Origin of the sequence: [Pantoea] beijingensis (assembly GCF_022647505.1) — a bacterium.
Lineage (GTDB): Bacteria > Pseudomonadota > Gammaproteobacteria > Enterobacterales > Enterobacteriaceae > Erwinia > Erwinia beijingensis.
The window spans coordinates 1,260,150-1,277,441 of record NZ_CP071409.1 but is presented as its reverse complement, the minus strand read 5'-3'; the positions used below and the strand labels follow the sequence as shown (position 1 = coordinate 1,277,441).

The 17,292-nt window shown below is 49.9% G+C and carries 15 protein-coding genes; 9 read left to right on the top strand and 6 right to left on the bottom strand.

Features of this window, described 5'->3' with window-relative positions; genetic code table 11:
- The first annotated feature begins 49 nt into the window (after positions 1–49).
- The 3 genes from J1C60_RS05760 (at position 50) to ypdK (ending at position 3,022) form a co-directional block, all read left to right on the top strand.
- Positions 50–1,654 (top strand): MFS transporter, encoded by a 1,605-nt coding sequence (locus J1C60_RS05760; RefSeq protein ID WP_128178686.1) that lies wholly within the window; start codon positions 50–52, stop codon positions 1,652–1,654.
- A 2-nt stretch (positions 1,655–1,656) separates the two neighbouring features.
- The gene (locus tag J1C60_RS05755; protein WP_128178685.1) at positions 1,657–2,697 is read left to right on the top strand and encodes an HlyD family secretion protein; all 1,041 of its coding nucleotides are present in this window, start codon (positions 1,657–1,659) and stop codon (positions 2,695–2,697) included.
- Positions 2,698–2,950: 253 nt separating this feature from the next.
- Positions 2,951–3,022, top strand: a complete 72-nt coding sequence (gene ypdK, locus J1C60_RS05750; RefSeq protein ID WP_128178783.1) for a membrane protein YpdK — start codon at positions 2,951–2,953, stop codon at positions 3,020–3,022.
- A gap of 43 nt (positions 3,023–3,065) precedes the next feature.
- On the opposite strand, the gene alaC is transcribed toward ypdK, so the two are convergent.
- Positions 3,066–4,301, bottom strand: a complete 1,236-nt coding sequence (gene alaC, locus J1C60_RS05745) for an alanine transaminase (protein WP_128178684.1) — start codon at positions 4,299–4,301, stop codon at positions 3,066–3,068.
- Positions 4,302–4,418: 117 nt separating this feature from the next.
- Positions 4,419–4,946 (bottom strand): GNAT family N-acetyltransferase, encoded by a 528-nt coding sequence (locus tag J1C60_RS05740; protein WP_128178782.1) that lies wholly within the window; start codon positions 4,944–4,946, stop codon positions 4,419–4,421.
- A 185-nt stretch (positions 4,947–5,131) separates the two neighbouring features.
- Between J1C60_RS05740 and J1C60_RS05735 the strand changes: the two genes are divergently transcribed.
- Both J1C60_RS05735 and J1C60_RS05730 read left to right on the top strand, forming a co-directional pair.
- A complete protein-coding gene (locus tag J1C60_RS05735) occupies positions 5,132–6,814 on the top strand; it encodes a sensor histidine kinase (protein WP_128178781.1) in 1,683 nt (560 codons plus the stop codon).
- 25 nt (positions 6,815–6,839) lie between these two features.
- Positions 6,840–7,574: a LytR/AlgR family response regulator transcription factor gene (locus J1C60_RS05730; protein ID WP_128178780.1), complete on the top strand. Its 735-nt coding sequence runs from the start codon at positions 6,840–6,842 to the stop codon at positions 7,572–7,574.
- Between the two features lie 54 nt (positions 7,575–7,628).
- On the opposite strand, the gene glk is transcribed toward J1C60_RS05730, so the two are convergent.
- Entirely contained in the window at positions 7,629–8,594 is a 966-nt protein-coding gene (gene glk, locus J1C60_RS05725; RefSeq protein ID WP_128178683.1) for a glucokinase, read from the bottom strand.
- Positions 8,595–9,112: 518 nt separating this feature from the next.
- Here glk and mgrA point away from each other — a divergent pair.
- Together mgrA and J1C60_RS05715 are read left to right on the top strand one after the other, a co-directional pair.
- Positions 9,113–10,102, top strand: a complete 990-nt coding sequence (mgrA, locus tag J1C60_RS05720) for an L-glyceraldehyde 3-phosphate reductase (RefSeq protein ID WP_128178682.1) — start codon at positions 9,113–9,115, stop codon at positions 10,100–10,102.
- A gap of 312 nt (positions 10,103–10,414) precedes the next feature.
- Positions 10,415–10,771 (top strand): DUF2502 domain-containing protein, encoded by a 357-nt coding sequence (locus tag J1C60_RS05715; protein ID WP_128178681.1) that lies wholly within the window; start codon positions 10,415–10,417, stop codon positions 10,769–10,771.
- Positions 10,772–10,838: 67 nt separating this feature from the next.
- Here J1C60_RS05715 and J1C60_RS05710 read toward each other — a convergent pair whose 3' ends face one another.
- Positions 10,839–12,077, bottom strand: coding sequence for an Nramp family divalent metal transporter (locus J1C60_RS05710; protein ID WP_128178680.1), 1,239 nt, complete (start codon positions 12,075–12,077; stop codon positions 10,839–10,841).
- Positions 12,078–12,435: 358 nt separating this feature from the next.
- Here J1C60_RS05710 and J1C60_RS05705 point away from each other — a divergent pair, with 358 nt between their 5' ends.
- Complete coding sequence (locus tag J1C60_RS05705; RefSeq protein ID WP_128178679.1) at positions 12,436–13,623, top strand: NupC/NupG family nucleoside CNT transporter; 1,188 nt, start codon at positions 12,436–12,438, stop codon at positions 13,621–13,623.
- Positions 13,624–13,761: 138 nt separating this feature from the next.
- On the opposite strand, the gene J1C60_RS05700 is transcribed toward J1C60_RS05705, so the two are convergent.
- Entirely contained in the window at positions 13,762–14,850 is a 1,089-nt protein-coding gene (locus J1C60_RS05700) for a tartrate dehydrogenase (protein ID WP_128178678.1), read from the bottom strand.
- Between the two features lie 18 nt (positions 14,851–14,868).
- On the bottom strand, positions 14,869–16,179 hold the full coding sequence (locus tag J1C60_RS05695) for an MFS transporter (RefSeq protein WP_128178677.1): 1,311 nt from the start codon (positions 16,177–16,179) through the stop codon (positions 14,869–14,871).
- A gap of 129 nt (positions 16,180–16,308) precedes the next feature.
- Between J1C60_RS05695 and J1C60_RS05690 the strand changes: the two genes are divergently transcribed.
- A complete protein-coding gene (locus J1C60_RS05690) occupies positions 16,309–17,217 on the top strand; it encodes a LysR family transcriptional regulator (protein WP_128178676.1) in 909 nt (302 codons plus the stop codon).
- Positions 17,218–17,292 lie beyond the last annotated feature (75 nt).

The window sequence follows — 17,292 nt, the reverse complement described above, 5'->3', positions numbered from 1 at the left end:
ATTGCAATACACTGCACCAAATGAAACGATTATCGACGAGAATGCTGCCATGAACGGTCAGTCACCGGTACCTCCGGCTGCACATCCCTTTACCTTCCGCCTGGCGATGGGATTAATTGGCGTACTAATTGCTGCTCTGACCTCCGGACTCAACGATCGCGTCAGTGATATTGCGCTTGCCGATGTGCGAGCAGCCCTCGGGATCGGTTATGACGAAGGTAGTTGGATTACTTCAGGCTACCAGGCAACACAGGTGGCAGCGATGATGATCGCGCCTTGGTTTGCCGTAACCTTTTCTTTGCGCCGCTTTGCAATTAGCGTCGCGTTAGCCTTTGCTTTACTCGGCCTCCTCCTGCCGCTGGTTACCACTCCGGAATTATTTATCGCCCTGCGTGTAGTACAGGGGATTTTTGGGGGAGCATTGCCACCAATGCTAATGACGGTTGCATTACGCTTTTTACCTCCAGGCATCAAGCTCTATGGGCTAAGCGCTTATGCACTAACGGCCACTTTTGGCCCAAATATCGCAGCCTCACTGGCTTCGCTCTGGACTGACGCAGTGGGCTGGCCATTCGTCTTCTGGCAAGTGGTACCGCCAATGTTGATTGCCTGCGTATTAATTGGCTGGGGGCTGCCACAGGACCCAACGCGCTTTGAACGTTTTAAGCAAATAGACCTCTTTGGCATGCTGACGGGCTGTAGCGGCATGGTGTTACTGGTCCTGAGTCTGACTCAGGGCGAGCGTCTTGACTGGCTAAACTCACCGCTCATTACCGCCATGTTGCTGGCTGGAGGCGCGCTATTCATCGTCTTTTTTATTAACGAATGGTTCCATCCACTGCCGCTGTTTAAGCTTCAGATGCTGTCACGCAAAAACTTTACCCATGGCTTAGCGGCGCTATCGATAATTTTACTGCTGGCACTTTCAGGTTCGGCGCTTCCTTCTGCTTATTTCGCGCAGGTCGATGGCTTCCGTCCACTGCAGTTTGCTCCGTTGGCGTTGGCCATTGGCTTACCACAATTATTAATCGCGCCATTTATGGCTACGCTACTCAATCTTCGCTGGATTGACGCTCGCTGGATGCTATGCTGCGGCGCACTACTGCTGGCCATCTCTTGCCTGGCGGGTTCACAGTTAACCACGGAATGGGCACGGGGAAATTTCTGGATGATTCAGGCACTGCAGGCCTTTGCCCAGCCGATGATGATAATGCCGGTGTTAATGAGCGCCACCAGTACCGTTCAGCCCCCCGAAGGGCCATTCGCTTCGGCGATGTTTAATTCTGTCCGCGGTTTTTCCAGCATTGTGGCGAGCGCTATGGTCGGATGGTTCATTGACCATCGCGAAAAATTTCACTCAGCGATGCTGCTCGATCAGACAGGAAATCGAATCGGATTGATGAGTGCCAACAGCACCGCAGATGCCAATAGCAACGCACCGTTACTCGCTGATGGCAGTATTAGCTCAACGGAGAACATTATCCATTTTGCCACACAGGTCAGACATCAGGCACTGGTCCTAAGTATTAGTGATAGCTATCTGCTCCTCATTGGCATGGCGGGAGCCCTGATTCTGTTAACCGCATGGCTTCCCGTCCGCGTCTGGCCACCACAAACTCTGATACAACCCGTAACGCCTCCATCGAGAACATGATTATGCGTTTTACACCTGCAAAAAGAACTCTGATGCTATCAGTCCTGCTGGTTATTCTGGCAGGCATCGCCTTCATTATCTGGTCTACAATAAACAGCCATCGCTATCGCACTAATGATGCTTATGTTGCTGCTGATTACACGCTGGTGGCACCCAAAATTTCGGGTTACGTCGCGAAGGTACTGGTTACCGATAACCAGCGGGTGAAAGCAAATGAATTGCTGGCCACACTCGACGATCGCGATTACCGCGTGGCGTTAGAAACTGCTGCGGCCAATTTACAAATTAGCCAGGCGCGCCTCAGCAGCATTCAAGCCCAGATTGAGCAACAACAGGCCGTTATCGCCCAGAATCAAGCTGCGGTGACATCCAGCCAGGCTACGCTGAGTTACGCGACACAAAATGCCGACCGCTATCGTCGGTTATTAAAAAGTGGTACCGCCACGCCGGATGAACAACAACGCGTTAGCGCCACCATGCGTGAGGCCGCCGCTCAGGTGCAGCAAAACCAAGCAGCTGAACTCGCCGCGCGTAAGCAGACGGGCATTCTGCAAGCCAGTCTGAAACAAGCCCACGCGGATATTGCCGCGGCGCAGGCTGGTGTTGACCAGGCACAGCTCAATCTTTCTTATACGCGAATCGTGGCCCCGATTGATGGCGTGGTTGGGCAACGTGCGATACGTCAGGGCGCCTTTGTTTCTGCCGGAACGCGTCTACTGGCCGTTGTCCCGCTCACTCAGGCGTATATTATGGCGAATTTTCTGGAAACGCAGTTGGCTGATGTTCATACCGGCCAGCGGGTGAGCATCAGCGTGGATGCCTTACCAGATGTACACTTTTCCGGATATGTAGATAGCGTAGCGCCCGCTACCGGGACAACGTTTTCGGCAATTGCACCGGATAATGCCACGGGTAATTTCACTAAAGTCGTACAACGTTTGCCGGTGAAAATTGTGCTGGATGCTAACCAACCCGATCTGTCCCGTTTACGCGTAGGTATGTCGGTGGTGCCGCAAATTGATGTGAATTCCCGAGGGCGGTGACACTTTTCGTCCCCGGGAGCTTATTTCAGTAATTGGCTGGGATGGGGAAGGAAAACCATCGTCCCCGCAGTGCGAATATGAGGGGTATATTTATTTTGCCAGCAAATACGCGTACATTAGCCCCCGCTGCGGCCCTTCATTTTCAGGGCGGCTGGAGCAAAAGAGATGCGATGCTGCAATCTCTTCTGCTCTATTGTGTTGGCGCTGCTGGCCAGGGGGCGCTGCAACCATAACCACTCAGAGGAGTTGTTGAGTGAAATACGCTTTAATGGGGATCTCTTTTTTCCTGTTGATTTGGGTTGGCACTTTTGTACTGATGCTTTAATCCTGCTTAATGAGGGCGACACAGCACTGTCGCCCAATTGACGCTACTCTTCCGATTCCGCCGTTTTTATCGGTCCCGATAAAATCCCATCGGCACGAAACATCGCTTTAATCCCTCTTACCGCCTGACGGATACGATCGCTATTTTCAATCAGCGCGAAGCGTACGTGCGTATCACCATAATCACCAAAACCAATGCCGGGCGATACACACACTTTTGCTTCCTGTAGCATATGTTTGGCAAAATTCAGCGATCCCATATGCGCATAATGGTCAGGAATTTTGGCCCAGACGTACATTGAGGCTTTGGGAATCTCAACCATCCAACCCGCCTCATGCAAGCCTTTCACCAAAACGTCACGCCGACGCTTATATTGTTCCGCAATATCCCTCACACACTGCTGGTCCCCTTCTAACGCCGCAATCGCCGCCACCTGCAGCGGCGTGAAAGTACCGTAATCGTGATAGCTTTTAATACGCGCCAGCGCACTGACCAGTTCTTTGTTCCCCACCATGAAACCTATACGCCAGCCCGCCATATTATAGCTTTTTGACAGCGTGAAGAACTCTACCGCTACATCGCGCGCGCCGGGTACTTGCATAATCGAAGGCGCTTTCCAGCCATCGTAGACGATATCCGCATAGGCCAAATCGTGGATCACCAGCACGTTGTATTGCCTGGCCAGCGCAATAACACGCTCAAAAAAGTCCAGTTCAACACACTGCGCAGTTGGGTTTGACGGAAAACCGAGGATCATCATTTTCGGCTTGGGATAGCTTTCGCGAATCGCACGTTCCAGTTCGTTGAAGAAATCGACGCCGGCCACTAGCGGTACCGAGCGCACCTGCGCACCTGCGATCACCGCGCCATATATATGGATAGGATAGCTGGGATTCGGTACCAGCACAGTGTCACCGTGATCGAGGGTGGCCAGCATCAGATGCGCCAGTCCCTCTTTTGAACCAATGGTGACAATCGCCTCGGTTTCCGGATCGATATCTATCTGATAGCGGTCGGCATACCAACGGGAGATCGCGCGGCGCAAGCGCGGAATACCTCGTGAAGTCGAGTAACCATGAGTATCTTCACGCCGGGCAACCGTACAGAGCTTTTCCACGATATGCGGCGGTGTAGGCCCATCCGGATTTCCCATACTGAAATCGATAATGTCTTCGCCGCGTCGGCGGGCAGCCATTTTTAGTTCAGCGGTGATATTGAAGACATAGGGTGGAAGGCGTTCAATACGCGAAAAACGGCGAGCAGAGCTGTTATCAGCCATAGGATCCTCGATTAACGTTAGCGCCCGGACCGTCCGAGCGACGCTGACCACTGCAGTGGTCGAGAAATGAACATATCTTGATTCTGCTCTTATTGTCGAGAGGGGAAGCCGATATTTTCAGTTATTCTGATGCGCCAGCTTGCCGAATACCCAATCATTCACCCACTGATCCCGTAAGCGATAATTATCCCGCAGCGTACCTTCCAGTATGAAACCATTTTTCTCCAGTGTCTTTCGGGAAGCCCAATTCCCCTCCACCACCGAGGCTTTCAGCTTGTGAAAATCGCACTGGAATAAAAAATGGCATATTGCCGCCAGTGCTTCACTGCCATAACCATTTCCGCAATAGTGGCTTAGCAGCGAGTAACCCACTTCCGCCTGACGATAAGGTTCCCACTCAGCGTTCGCCCCCATCAACCCAATCGGTGTACCACTCTCTTTTAGCCGAATGACTAAGCACAGCATGTGATAGCTGGTTACCTGCCAGGGCGCAAGACGATCGCTAAACCGCTGTTTAATTTCATCTATCTGGAGAACAGCACTGATATAGCGCATCGAAATGTCATCACAATGCACATCCCGAAATATCGCCCAGTCCTCAACAACTAATTTGGTTAATATCAGCCGTTCCGTTAACAGTTGCATATCATCCTCATTGAATAAGCGCCGACGATGCGCCATTTATCATTCCTCATCCAGTATGGCGAAGAGACAAGCGTGAGGACAAGCGCAAATCACCGCATTTGCGCAACTGGCACAATGCGCGGGGTTTCCTTATTATGCGTATTCGACTCACCGTTTTCGGGGCGCTTGTGCAAACCATTTTCAATATGCTGCTCGCCGTGTTTGATCGCGCAGCATTGATGCTTATCTGCCTGTTTTTTTTGACGCGAACCCACCATTTTCGCCAGCTACTACAAAAAGATAAACATTCTCCGCAGGAATTAGTCGCCGTAACGGCTATTTTTTCCCTTTTTGCCTTATTCGGTACCTGGAGTGGTATTAACGTTGATGGCTCTCTGGTCAATGTGCGGGTGATCGCCGTGATGGCCGGTGGGATTTTGTTTGGTCCCTGGGTCGGTATTGCCACAGGTATCATTGCCGGAGTACACCGTTTTTTAATTGATATCCACGGCGTCACTTCAGTTCCCTGCTTAATTACCAGTATTGTCGCCGGTTTTATTGCCAGCGGGATCAATTTGAAGGTGGTGAAGGAAAAGCAGTGGAGCATCGGGATCCTTGGCGGCATGCTGTGCGAATCGCTGACAATGCTGCTGATTGTAATATGGGCTAACCCGACGTCACTCGGGCTGGCGATCGTATCTGAAATCGCTATCCCAATGATTCTTGGCTCAGTGTGTATCGGGCTTATTGTATTGCTGGTGCAAAGCGTGGAAGGGGAAAAGGAAGCCATCGCTGCACAGCAGGCAAAGCTGGCGCTGGACATTGCCAACAAAACGCTGCCACTGTTTCGTCAGATCAATAGCCATTCGTTGCGCCAGGTGTGCGATATTATTCGTACCGATATTCGCGCCGACGCCGTTGCCATTACCAATAAGAATCAGATTCTGGCCTACGTGGGTTTCGGCGAAGAAAATTATCACAACGGTGACGATGGTATTAGCCCCACGACATCTCAGGCTATCGCTAACGGAAAGATCATCATCAAAAACAACGATGAAGCGCATCGTACCCCAGATATTCACTCAATGATTGTCATTCCTCTGTGGGAAAAAGGCGAAGTAACCGGCACACTAAAAATTTACTATTGCCATGCGCACCGCATTACCTGGTCACTGAAAGAGATGGCGATAGGATTATCACAGATTATTTCAACACAGCTTGAAGTCTCGCGTGCAGAGCAATTGCGCCAAATGGCGAACAAAGCAGAACTGCGCGCCCTGCAAAGTAAGATCAATCCGCATTTCCTGTTTAATGCACTTAACGCCATCTCGTCCTCAATACGGCTCAATCCCGATACCGCGCGTCAACTGGTGATTAATCTATCGCGCTATCTGCGTTACAACCTTGAGCTTAATGATGACGAACCCATCGACATCAAAAAAGAGTTGTACCAGATTAAAGATTATATCGCGATTGAACAGGCCCGTTTTGGCGACAAACTGACGGTGATTTATGATATCGATGAGGATGTGACCTGCACCATTCCCAGCCTGCTGATCCAGCCATTAGTCGAGAACGCCATCGTCCATGGTATTCAGCCCTGCCGGGGCAAAGGCGTTGTAACGCTAACGGTGCAAGACCAGGGCAATCGCGTACGCATCTCCGTGCGTGATACCGGCAATGGTATCAGTGAGGATGTCATGGCGCGCGTAGCCAGCAATGAAATGCCGGGTAATAAAATTGGCCTGTTAAACGTCCACCATCGGGTGAAATTGTTATACGGAGAAGGGTTGCAAATTTATCGGTTGAATCCCGGCACTGAAATTGCTTTCTACGTGAGTAAAGATGGGCATTCGCTTTCAGAAAATCGATTCTTATTGTCAACGTAATACACCATTTAGCCAGGATATCACCGTGAAAGCCATTATTGTTGAAGATGAGTTTTTAGCTCAGCAAGAACTTAGCTGGCTGATTCAGCAACACAGTAAAATCACCATTGAGGCCAGTTTTGATGATGGCCTTGATGTCTTAAAGTATCTGCAAAACAACCAGGTTGACGTCATTTTCCTCGATATCAACATTCCTTCGCTGGATGGCGTGCTGCTGGCACAGAACATCAGTAAATTCGCAAATAAGCCATTGATTGTATTTATTACCGCCTACAAAGAACATGCGGTTGAAGCCTTCGAACTTGAAGCATTTGATTATATTCTTAAGCCTTATCATGAATCGCGTATGGTTACCATGTTACGCAAACTGGAGGCGACCTATCAGCAAAATCAGCAGGCCAGCACGCCGGATAATACTCAACTCGCCGCCCCGCTCACCATTAATCTGGTAAAGGATGAACGTATTATCGTGACGGATATCAATGATATTTATTACGCTGAAGCACATGAGAAAATGACTTTTGTTTATACGCGGCGGGAAGAATACGTGATGTCAATGAATATCACCGAGTTTTGCAGTCGACTGCCGGAAGCCTATTTTTTCCGCTGCCACCGTTCCTGGTGCGTTAACCTGAGTAAAATCCGCGAGATCGAACCCTGGTTCAATAACACCTATATTCTGAAGTTGAAGGATTTAGATTTTCAGGTACCGGTAAGCCGAAGCAAAGTGAAGGCGTTTCGGCAGTTAATGCGGTTATAATGCGACTTTCCGCCCCTGCGCGCATTGCAACGCGGCTACAGGGGCGGGAAAAGATTAAAGAATGCGTCCCAATGTTTGACGCAGATGCGCACCGGCACCAAGCAGACCCGGCTGATCGTGGGTGATCATATAAACCGGGATATTCACCAAATAATCCCGGAAACGCCCTTTATCTTCAAACGCGGCGCGAAAGCCAGAGGCTTTAAAAAACTCAAGGAAACGCGGTACAATGCCGCCCGCAATATAGACACCACCAAAAGTGCCGAGATTCAGCGCCAGGTTGCCGCCAAAACGCCCCATAATCACGCAAAATAGCGAAAGAGCGCGACGACAGTCGATGCAACTATCTTCCAGTGCACGAGCGGTGACATCTTTCGGCTTCAGATTTTCTGGCTCACGGTCATCAGATTTAACAATAGCCCGATAAAGGTTTACCAGCCCCGTGCCAGAGAGCACCCGCTCAGCCGAAACGTGTCCCATCTCCGCACGCAGCACTTCAAGGATGAGCGCCTCTTCTTCGCTATTGGGTGCAAAATCGACGTGTCCCCCCTCTCCAGGCAAACTCACCCAGCGCTTATCGACATGAACCAAATGAGCAACGCCCAACCCGGTGCCTGCCCCATAAACAGCGATAGGTCGATCTGCAATCGCGGCATTACCACCAAACTGGATAACGTGCTCCTCAGACAACATTGGGATCGCCATTGAAACCGCAGTAAAATCGTTGATGATTTCCAGGTGCTCAAAACCCAAATTCATCTTCATCTCTTTCGCGGAAAACGCCCAATCATGATTGGTCATTTCCACCCAGTCATCGGTGATTGGGCAGGCAATCGCGATACAGCCATCTTTGATGTCCTGTTTCTGCTCATCAAGATAGACACGGATGACCGCCTCCAGACTTTTATATTCCGAAGTTGAGAAGGTTTTGGCCTGCGAAAGATGCCCACTCTCCACATCACATAGCGCGAGGCGCGCGTTGGTTCCGCCAACATCACCCACTAAAGCATATTTAGTCATTCTGCTGCTGCTCCGCTTACGTCAATGAGAAACACTATACCCGAGGCCACTGTATTTGCAGCAACCGCTGCCGCTTCCTACCAATAATTCATTATAGTGAGGACAACCGGTGCAGTTTGCCAGAACAAAGGCCCTATGCCGTCGGATTATGTAACTTCCCCATGATAAAAATAACAACGCCCACCATAGATAAAGTGAGCGCCAATACAAAAATGAAAGTGCATACCATAACGTTGTCCGTGCGCACTGCACACAGGCATCTTTCTGAAATCATTCTGCGCGTGTGCCGTGCCGCCTACCGCAAGCCGGTATAACACGCCAGCGTAGTAACAGGCAATCCGGCACCCGCTCAGGAGCGCCGTATATTATAACGCTGCGTCACACTAAATGAATGCTGGCACGCATGCCTACGCTTACAGAATTTTCCACAAGTGCGATCGCTGGCGCGAATTGGCCCGATGTAAACGCATACACTAATAGGCTGTACGACATTTCTTACTCTAAGAACAGGAAAAAAAATGCACTATCTTCCTCATCCCGAGCGTTACAAAGAGATGGAGTATTCACGCTGTGGGCGAAGCGGCCTGAAACTTCCTGCGGTTTCCTTAGGCCTGTGGCACAACTTTGGCGATACCACGCTAATAAATAATAGCCGCGATCTGCTGCGGCACGCTTTCGATCGCGGCATAACTCACTTTGATTTAGCCAACAACTATGGCCCACCACCGGGTTCGGCAGAAGAAAATTTTGGGCGCATCCTGCGGGAGGACTTACGGCCGTGGCGCGATGAACTGATCATCTCCACTAAGGCGGGATATCCCATGTGGGAAGGTCCCTATGGGGATTGGGGGTCACGCAAATATTTGATTTCCAGCCTCGATCAAAGCCTGAAACGTATGGGTCTGGAATATGTTGATATTTTTTATCATCACCGCCCCGATCCAGATACGCCGCTGGAAGAAACCATGACCGCCCTCAATCATCTTGTCCGACAGGGGAAAGCACTATACGTCGCGCTTTCCAATTACCCGGCTGAACTTGCAGAAAAGGCGATTACGCTACTGCAAGAATTAGGAACACCGTGCTTAATTCACCAGCCCAAATATTCACTGTTTGAACGTCAGCCCGAAACGGGATTACTGGATGTGCTGCAGGCGAACGGCGTGGGCAGTATTGCTTTCTCGCCGCTGGCCGGTGGAATACTGACAGACCGCTATTTACAGGGTATTCCTGAAGACTCTCGCATCGCAAGCGGCAGTCGTTTTCTTCGTTCAGATCAACTGACCGTTGAAAAAATGGAGAAGGTACGCCAGTTGAACGTCATCGCTACTGAGCGTGGACAAAAACTGGCACAAATGGCACTGGCATGGGTACTGCGCAATAATAGCGTCACTTCAGTGTTAATCGGTGCCAGCAAAACCAGCCAGATTGATGACGCCGTAGCGATGCTTTCTCACCGTCGCTTCACGCAGCAAGAACTGGATCGCATTGACGCAATACTGATGTAACGGCTTACGTCATTTGCCGGTATAACCTGCACCATCGCTTCCGATCGTCGGGAGCGATGGTGCAGGTGCACGCCGCTTTCTGACGTATCATCGCACTAAGAAACCGCCCCTGAAGCGGCATTTTGCGGCCTTCAGTCTTAATGAGGTAAAGCTCATCGTGCAGCGGGTACATCCAATGTGGCCTATCCCCCTTGCAGAAAACTCTTAAATACTTCTTTTCCGATGCTTTCAGAGCCCCACCCAAAGCCAGCGCCCGCGCTTCGCTTTATGCTGCTTCTACGCGATGCAGTTAGTCGTTGATAAGGAGAAAGTATGAAACGTGCCATTATTTTTGCCGCTTTGCTGGCAATGTTGTTCCCCCTGGCGATGCACACAGCACAAGCCAACAGCGCAAATATTACTCTTATCCCAGGCGTAAGCCTGCATCTGGGCGATCGTGATAACCGTGGTCAATACTGGGACGGCAGGTACTGGCGGGATAATCGCTGGTGGTATAATAACTATCAATGGAATCAGGGCCGTTGGTGGCGCCATGAAGAGTGGCGTCGTCACCAACTATGGGAACGGCAGCGTGCACGGCAAGCCCGTGAACGGGAGCGTGAATGGGAATATGAGCAGAGACACCGCCGTCACTGGGAATATAAACAGAGACACCACCATAACGGGTAAACCCATTTTCACCGCATTGGTCACTATTATTGATAAATCTGCCGGCCCATTACTATGGGCCGGTCATTTATCCACCTAACGCCATTCCGATCAGTAAATAAAGATTCAGCCCCACGACCAGCACAACAATTAGCCGCCCGGTGTTCTGCATCAGGCGTGAGTTGACCATATCCCCCATCAATTCACGATTGCCGGTAAAAGCCAGTAGCGGCGCCAGCGCCAGCGCAATACCAAAACTCAACAACACCTGGCTCATCAGCAGAATATAGGTAGGGTCCCAGCCAGCCATGATAACAATAAAGGAAGGTAGCATGGTTACCGCACGGCGCACCCACAACGGAATATAGAAGTGAATAAACCCCTGCATCACCACTTGACCTGCTAACGTGCCCACCACCGTTGACGACAGCCCTGCCGCGACCAGACTCAGGCCAAATACCGTTGCAGCAGCGTGGCCCAGCAAAGGCTGCAGCGTCAGATAGGCCTCTTCCAAATCGGCGATCCCGGTATGTCCGCTGAAGTGAAACGCCGCGGCAGCCGTTGCCATCATCGCAAGGTTCACGAAACCTGCAATGGTCATGGCGATCGCCACATCCAACTTGGTAGAGGAATAACGCTCACTACGCGTGCCCCCCTCGCTCCTTTGCGTCAGCGATGAATGTAAATAGATAACATGCGGCATGATCGTCGCACCTAAAACACCCGCCGCGAGGAACACAGAATCAGCTGTTGGCAGCGTCGGCAATGCCATACCCTGAACCAGTTGGGAAACATTGGGCTGCGAGAAGAACAGTTCGACAATATAAGCCGCCGCCACAAAAAGCAGCAGCCCTGCAATAACCAGCTCTAGTGGCTTCTGACCACGATTTTGCAGCATCAGGATCAGGAAGGTTGCAACGCCAGTTAACACCGCACCCTGTAGCAGAGAAATGCCGAACAACAGTTTAAAACCGATCGCCGCACCGATAAATTCCGCCAGGTCAGTGGCCATCGCAATGATTTCTGCCTGTACCCAATAAAACCAAACGGCCGGACGAGGAAAACGATCGCGGATATGTTCTGCCAGATTTTTGCCGGTCGCAATCCCCAGTTTGGCCGACATCAGTTGGATAAGCATCGCCATGATATTTGCCCAAACCACAACCCAGAGCAATTTATAGCCATAGGAAGCCCCGGCCTGAATATTGGTTGCGAAGTTACCCGGATCGATATAACCAATCGCAGCAATAAATGCGGGACCCAACAGAGCCAATTTTACTTTACGGGCTCCACGCGCCACTCGCTCCGCAGTGCGACTATCTAGCATAATGTGACCTTATCTGAAGTACTTTTGCCATCCCATCAGGATAAGGATCCCGGGGCGAGAAGATATTTGGTTGTGGTTATCGCTATGATAGCCAACGCTATAAAGTATAGCACTTGCTATACCTCTGAGTGCAATACGACTGAGAGATAAATGAGCAATAATCGAAATTTTACGTTATATCCCCCTTTTCTGCTCCGCGCAGGGGCTTAGGCAATGTGGGCCACAGATGTGATCTGACTGGCTTTTCTCACTAACTGAGTATAAGTAATTATTATATTGCGTGTTTGATCTCGTTTTTGTGTCTCCCGTTACATAGAATACACGGCGAAATTTAACCTGCCTCAAATTTGGAGCAATCATGTCCCGCATTCTGCATTTTGCTTTGGCGATGGCTGTTGTGGCGCTACTGGCTTTATTAGTCAGTAGCGATCGCAAAAACATCCGCGTCCGTTTTGTCATTCAGTTGCTGGTTATTGAGGTACTGCTTGCCTGGTTCTTCCTGAACTCAGAAGCTGGCCTCGGATTCGTAAAAGGCTTTTCGGATCTGTTTGAAAAACTGCTGAAATATGCTGCAGAAGGGACTAACTTTGTATTCGGCGGAATGAGCGATAAAGGACTGGCATTCTTCTTCCTGAATGTCCTGTGCCCTATCGTCTTCATCTCTGCACTGATCGGTATTTTACAACATTTTCGAATTCTACCGATTATCATCCGCGTCATTGGTACCGTGCTGTCGAAAATCAACGGCATGGGCAAACTGGAATCCTTCAATGCGGTTAGCTCACTGATTTTGGGACAATCAGAAAACTTTATCGCCTATAAGGATATCTTGGGCAAAATGTCGCAACGCCGCATGTACACCATGGCGGCTACCGCAATGTCGACAGTATCAATGTCTATCGTCGGCGCGTACATGACCATGATCCAGCCCAAATACGTCGTTGCGGCGCTAGTGCTCAATATGTTTAGTACCTTTATTGTGCTGCTGTTGATCAATCCTTACCGTATCGATACTGAAGATGATTTGCAGGTAGGTGGTGGGCATAAAGGTCAAAGCTTCTTTGAAATGCTGGGTGAGTATATTCTGGCCGGCTTCAGAGTCGCGATTATCGTTTCCGCGATGCTGATTGGTTTTATCGCTCTCATTTCCGCCATTAATGCACTGTTTGATACCATTTTTGGGATCAGTTTCCAGGGCATTCTCGGCTATGTATTCTTCCCTTTTGCCTGGGTTATGGGCGTACCGGCCAGCGAAGCGCTGCAGGTAGGCAGCATTATGGCGACCAAACTGGTTTCTAACGAGTTTGTTGCCATGATTGATCTGCAAAAAATCGCCGGGCAACTGTCGCCTCGCGGTGAAGGCATCCTCTCCATCTTCCTGGTATCATTTGCTAACTTCTCGTCGATTGGCATCGTTGCGGGTGCCATTAAAGGCCTGAATGAAGAACAAGGAAATGTGGTTTCTCGTTTCGGCATGAAGTTGCTCTACGGTTCAACACTGGTGAGCGTGCTGTCAGCCTCAGTTGCTGGTTTAGTGCTGGCATAAAAGCTTGCGGGCCAGGTGATATCCTGCCTGGCCCTACCGCTCTGTGGCTAATATCCCGTCACGCCGCTTTTTTCTGCCTCCCTCTGCCACGACGCCTTACACACAAAGCACGGCTCTTCCGCACAGTTTTAACTGAGGTTACGCTAACTCAGCGCGCTTAATGGTCGACTCGATAAATGCAACAACTGCGTTGGTCACATCTGCCGTTGTTGCCGTGCCACCAATATCCGGTGTCAAAATACCTTTTGAACAGACATGTTCAATACTTGCCATCACTAATGCCGCGGCATTGCGTTCACCAAGGTGTTCCAGCATTTGTACCGCCGTCCAGAAAGACGCGACGGGGTTAGCAATACCTTTACCTGCAATATCAAACGCTGACCCATGAATGGGTTCAAACATTGAGGGAAAACGTCGCTCAGGATCGATATTAGCCGTTGGAGCAATGCCAAGGCTGCCCGCCAGCGCACCGGCCAGATCGGAAAGAATATCGGCATGCAAATTCGTCGCAACAATCGTATCAAGGCTTTGTGGATGCAGCGTCATACGATGCGTCATTGCATCAACCAGCATTTTGTCCCACTTCACATCAGGAAACTCCTGCGCGACTTCGGCAGCAATTTCATCCCACATAACCATACCGTGGCGCTGCGCATTCGATTTGGTCACCACGGTCAGTTGCTTACGCGGGCGAGTCTGCGCCATGCGAAATGCATATCGCATGATACGTGTCACACCCACGCGAGTGAAAATAGCCACCTCAGTGCCCACTTCCTCTGGTAATCCTCGATGTGCGCGCCCCCCGTTACCGGAGTATTCACCTTCAGAGTTCTCACGGACAATGACCCAATCCAGATCGCCCGGTCCACAATGACGGAGCGGAGGGGTAATACCGGGCAAAATTTTGGTTGGCCGCACGTTGGCATATTGATCGAACCCCTGACAAATAGGCAGACGTAATCCCCACAAAGTAATGTGGTCAGGGACATCCGGGGCTCCCACTGCACCAAAATAGATCGCATCAAAATTTTTCAATGTTTGCAGCCCCTTTTCCGGCATCATAACGCCGTTTTTTTTGTAGTATTCCGATCCCCAGTCGAATGTTTCGATCTCAAATTTCAACTCAACATCCTGCCGCTCCAGCGCATGCAGAACCGTAATACCTGCCGAAATGACTTCAGGGCCAATGCCATCTGCAGGAATTGCTGCAATTGAGTAATGACGCATAATATTCTCCAGATTTGATTAATGTGTTTTAGAGTGAGAGAGATCGGCAGAATAGGTTTCTTTATTACCGTGCATGAGTAATAAGACGACGAGCGCAGATATCGCCAGTAGCCCGGCAACAAAGTAGAGACCCCATGTGTAAGAACCGGTTTGCTGACGGATCACACCAATCATCATCGGTCCAATAAAACCACCAAGATTACCGATCGAATTAATGGTCGCGATACCCGCAGCGGCAGCCGGGCCGGACAGAAAAAGCGTTGGCATACTCCAGAGTGGGGCTTTGGATGCACTGATACCAATGGTGACCAACGTCAGGGCGAGGATAACGGCCAGCAATGAACCGGCGTTCCCGGCATAGATAAGACCGACTGCCGCAAGCAGACAAGCACCAATCACATGCCAGCTACGTTCTCCGCTACGATCGGAATGGCGCGCCCACAGGATCATCCCCAAAATGCCAACCACGGCAGGAAATGCATTCAGAAAACCTAGCCGAAGTGACGAAACACCAAATGTATGGATAATCTGTGGAGACCAGATGCCAAGCGTGTAGAGTCCTGCCGAAGTGCCAAAATAGACCAAGGCCAGAGCCAACACACGTCGATCGGCCAATCCCCGCCATGCAGTGGTATGGGCCTGTTTTGCTGAGCGACTCCGCTCCTCTGCATCCATTTTGCTTTCCAGCCAATCGCGCTCTTCCGCTGTGAGCCAGGTCGCTTTCCCTGGACGATCGGTTAAATAAAACAAAACGATAATACCGAGCAGCACCGCAGGTATCGCCTCCAATACAAACATCCATTGCCATCCGGCCATGCCCATTACGCCGTGCATTTCCAGCAATGCTGCGGAAACGGGCGAACATAACGCGGTTGAAAGCGGCGCCGCCGCCATAAATATCGCGGTCACCTGTGCGCGTTTAGCTGCCGGAAACCAGTAACTTAGATAAAGGATAATTCCGGGGAAAAATCCGGCCTCCGCCACACCCAGTAAAAAACGTAGCGTATAAAAGCTAGTTGTTCCCTGGACCAGTGCCATACACCCCGACACCAGACCCCATGTAATCATAACGCGCGCAATCCAGATGCGTGCGCCAACTTTATGCAGAATAAGATTTGAAGGGACTTCAAATAAAAAATATCCCAGAAAAAATATTCCCGCCCCTAGCCCAAATACGCTCGGAGAAAAGCCCAAATCCTGATTCATTGTGAGCCCGGCAAATCCAATATTTACCCGGTCAAGAAAAGAGATGAAATAGAGCAAAATAATAAAAGGCACAATACGCAGAGTAACTTTGCGCATCACTCTTTTTTCGAGGTGAGAGTTCATAGTAAAGCGCTCCTGTTTGTGTAGGGTATGTTATTTTTTTGTAATCAATGTCAGTATGCAGCTTTACCTGGACTTATCATCACAGGTGAATTATATAAACTATTTGAATAATGCAGTGACGGAGAAAATGTGGATATTAATCAACTACGTTGCTTTGTTGCAGTCGGAAATGAACTCCATTTTGGGCGCGCAGCCCAAAAGATGGAAATGATGCCTGCATCACTAAGTCGCTTTATTCGGCTACTGGAAGAAGACTTAGGCATACGTCTACTTAACCGTTCAACTCGCAATGTTTCATTAACCATTGAGGGTGCGGAGCTATTTGATGATGTGGTAAAACTGTTAGCACAGTTTGATGAATTAGCTGCCCGTTTTAAGTCGGTGAGAAGAGGAGAACGCAGGACGCTGCGTATTGGCGCAATCGATAGTGCGGCACGCGGATTATTACCTCAGCTTTTAAATATTTTTGTTCAAACCCACCCTCATGAGGATATTCATATAACCGAGGATAAAACCGTAAATCTTATTCCAAGACTGAAGTCAGGCTGGCTTGATATGATATTTATCAGACCGCCCAAGATAATAGACTCCGATCTTTGCATGCGATTTATCACCCGTGAAAGTTGCGTGCTTGCTCTACCCACTAGCCATTCACTGGCAGGGAGAAAAAGCGTTAACGTGAATGACTTCAAGCAAGAGAATATGATCCTTCCTGAAAGAAGAACACGACCACATAGCCATGACCTCATCATTAACATTTTCAAATCTGTGGAATCATCACCGCGAATAGCACAATTCGCAGAAGAGAAACAGACGATTTTGAGTTTTGTTGCAGCAGGATTAGGGCTGGCAATCGTGCCGGCCTCTTTCCGCAATATGAATAGCGAAGGTGTGGCTTACATTAATCTGATGGTGGATAAGCGTATCAAAGGGTTACCTTTGAGCATCGCGTGGCATAAGGGAAATGATGATCCTGCCGTACTTTCAATGCTGGATATTTTTTATAAAAACAAAGCGATATTAACTTCTGATTTATAACGTCGCCCCGACATTCGGCCTGACGCCATTCAGGTCTGTAGCCGGGGGACACTCTAATCACCAGTAACAGCCAGT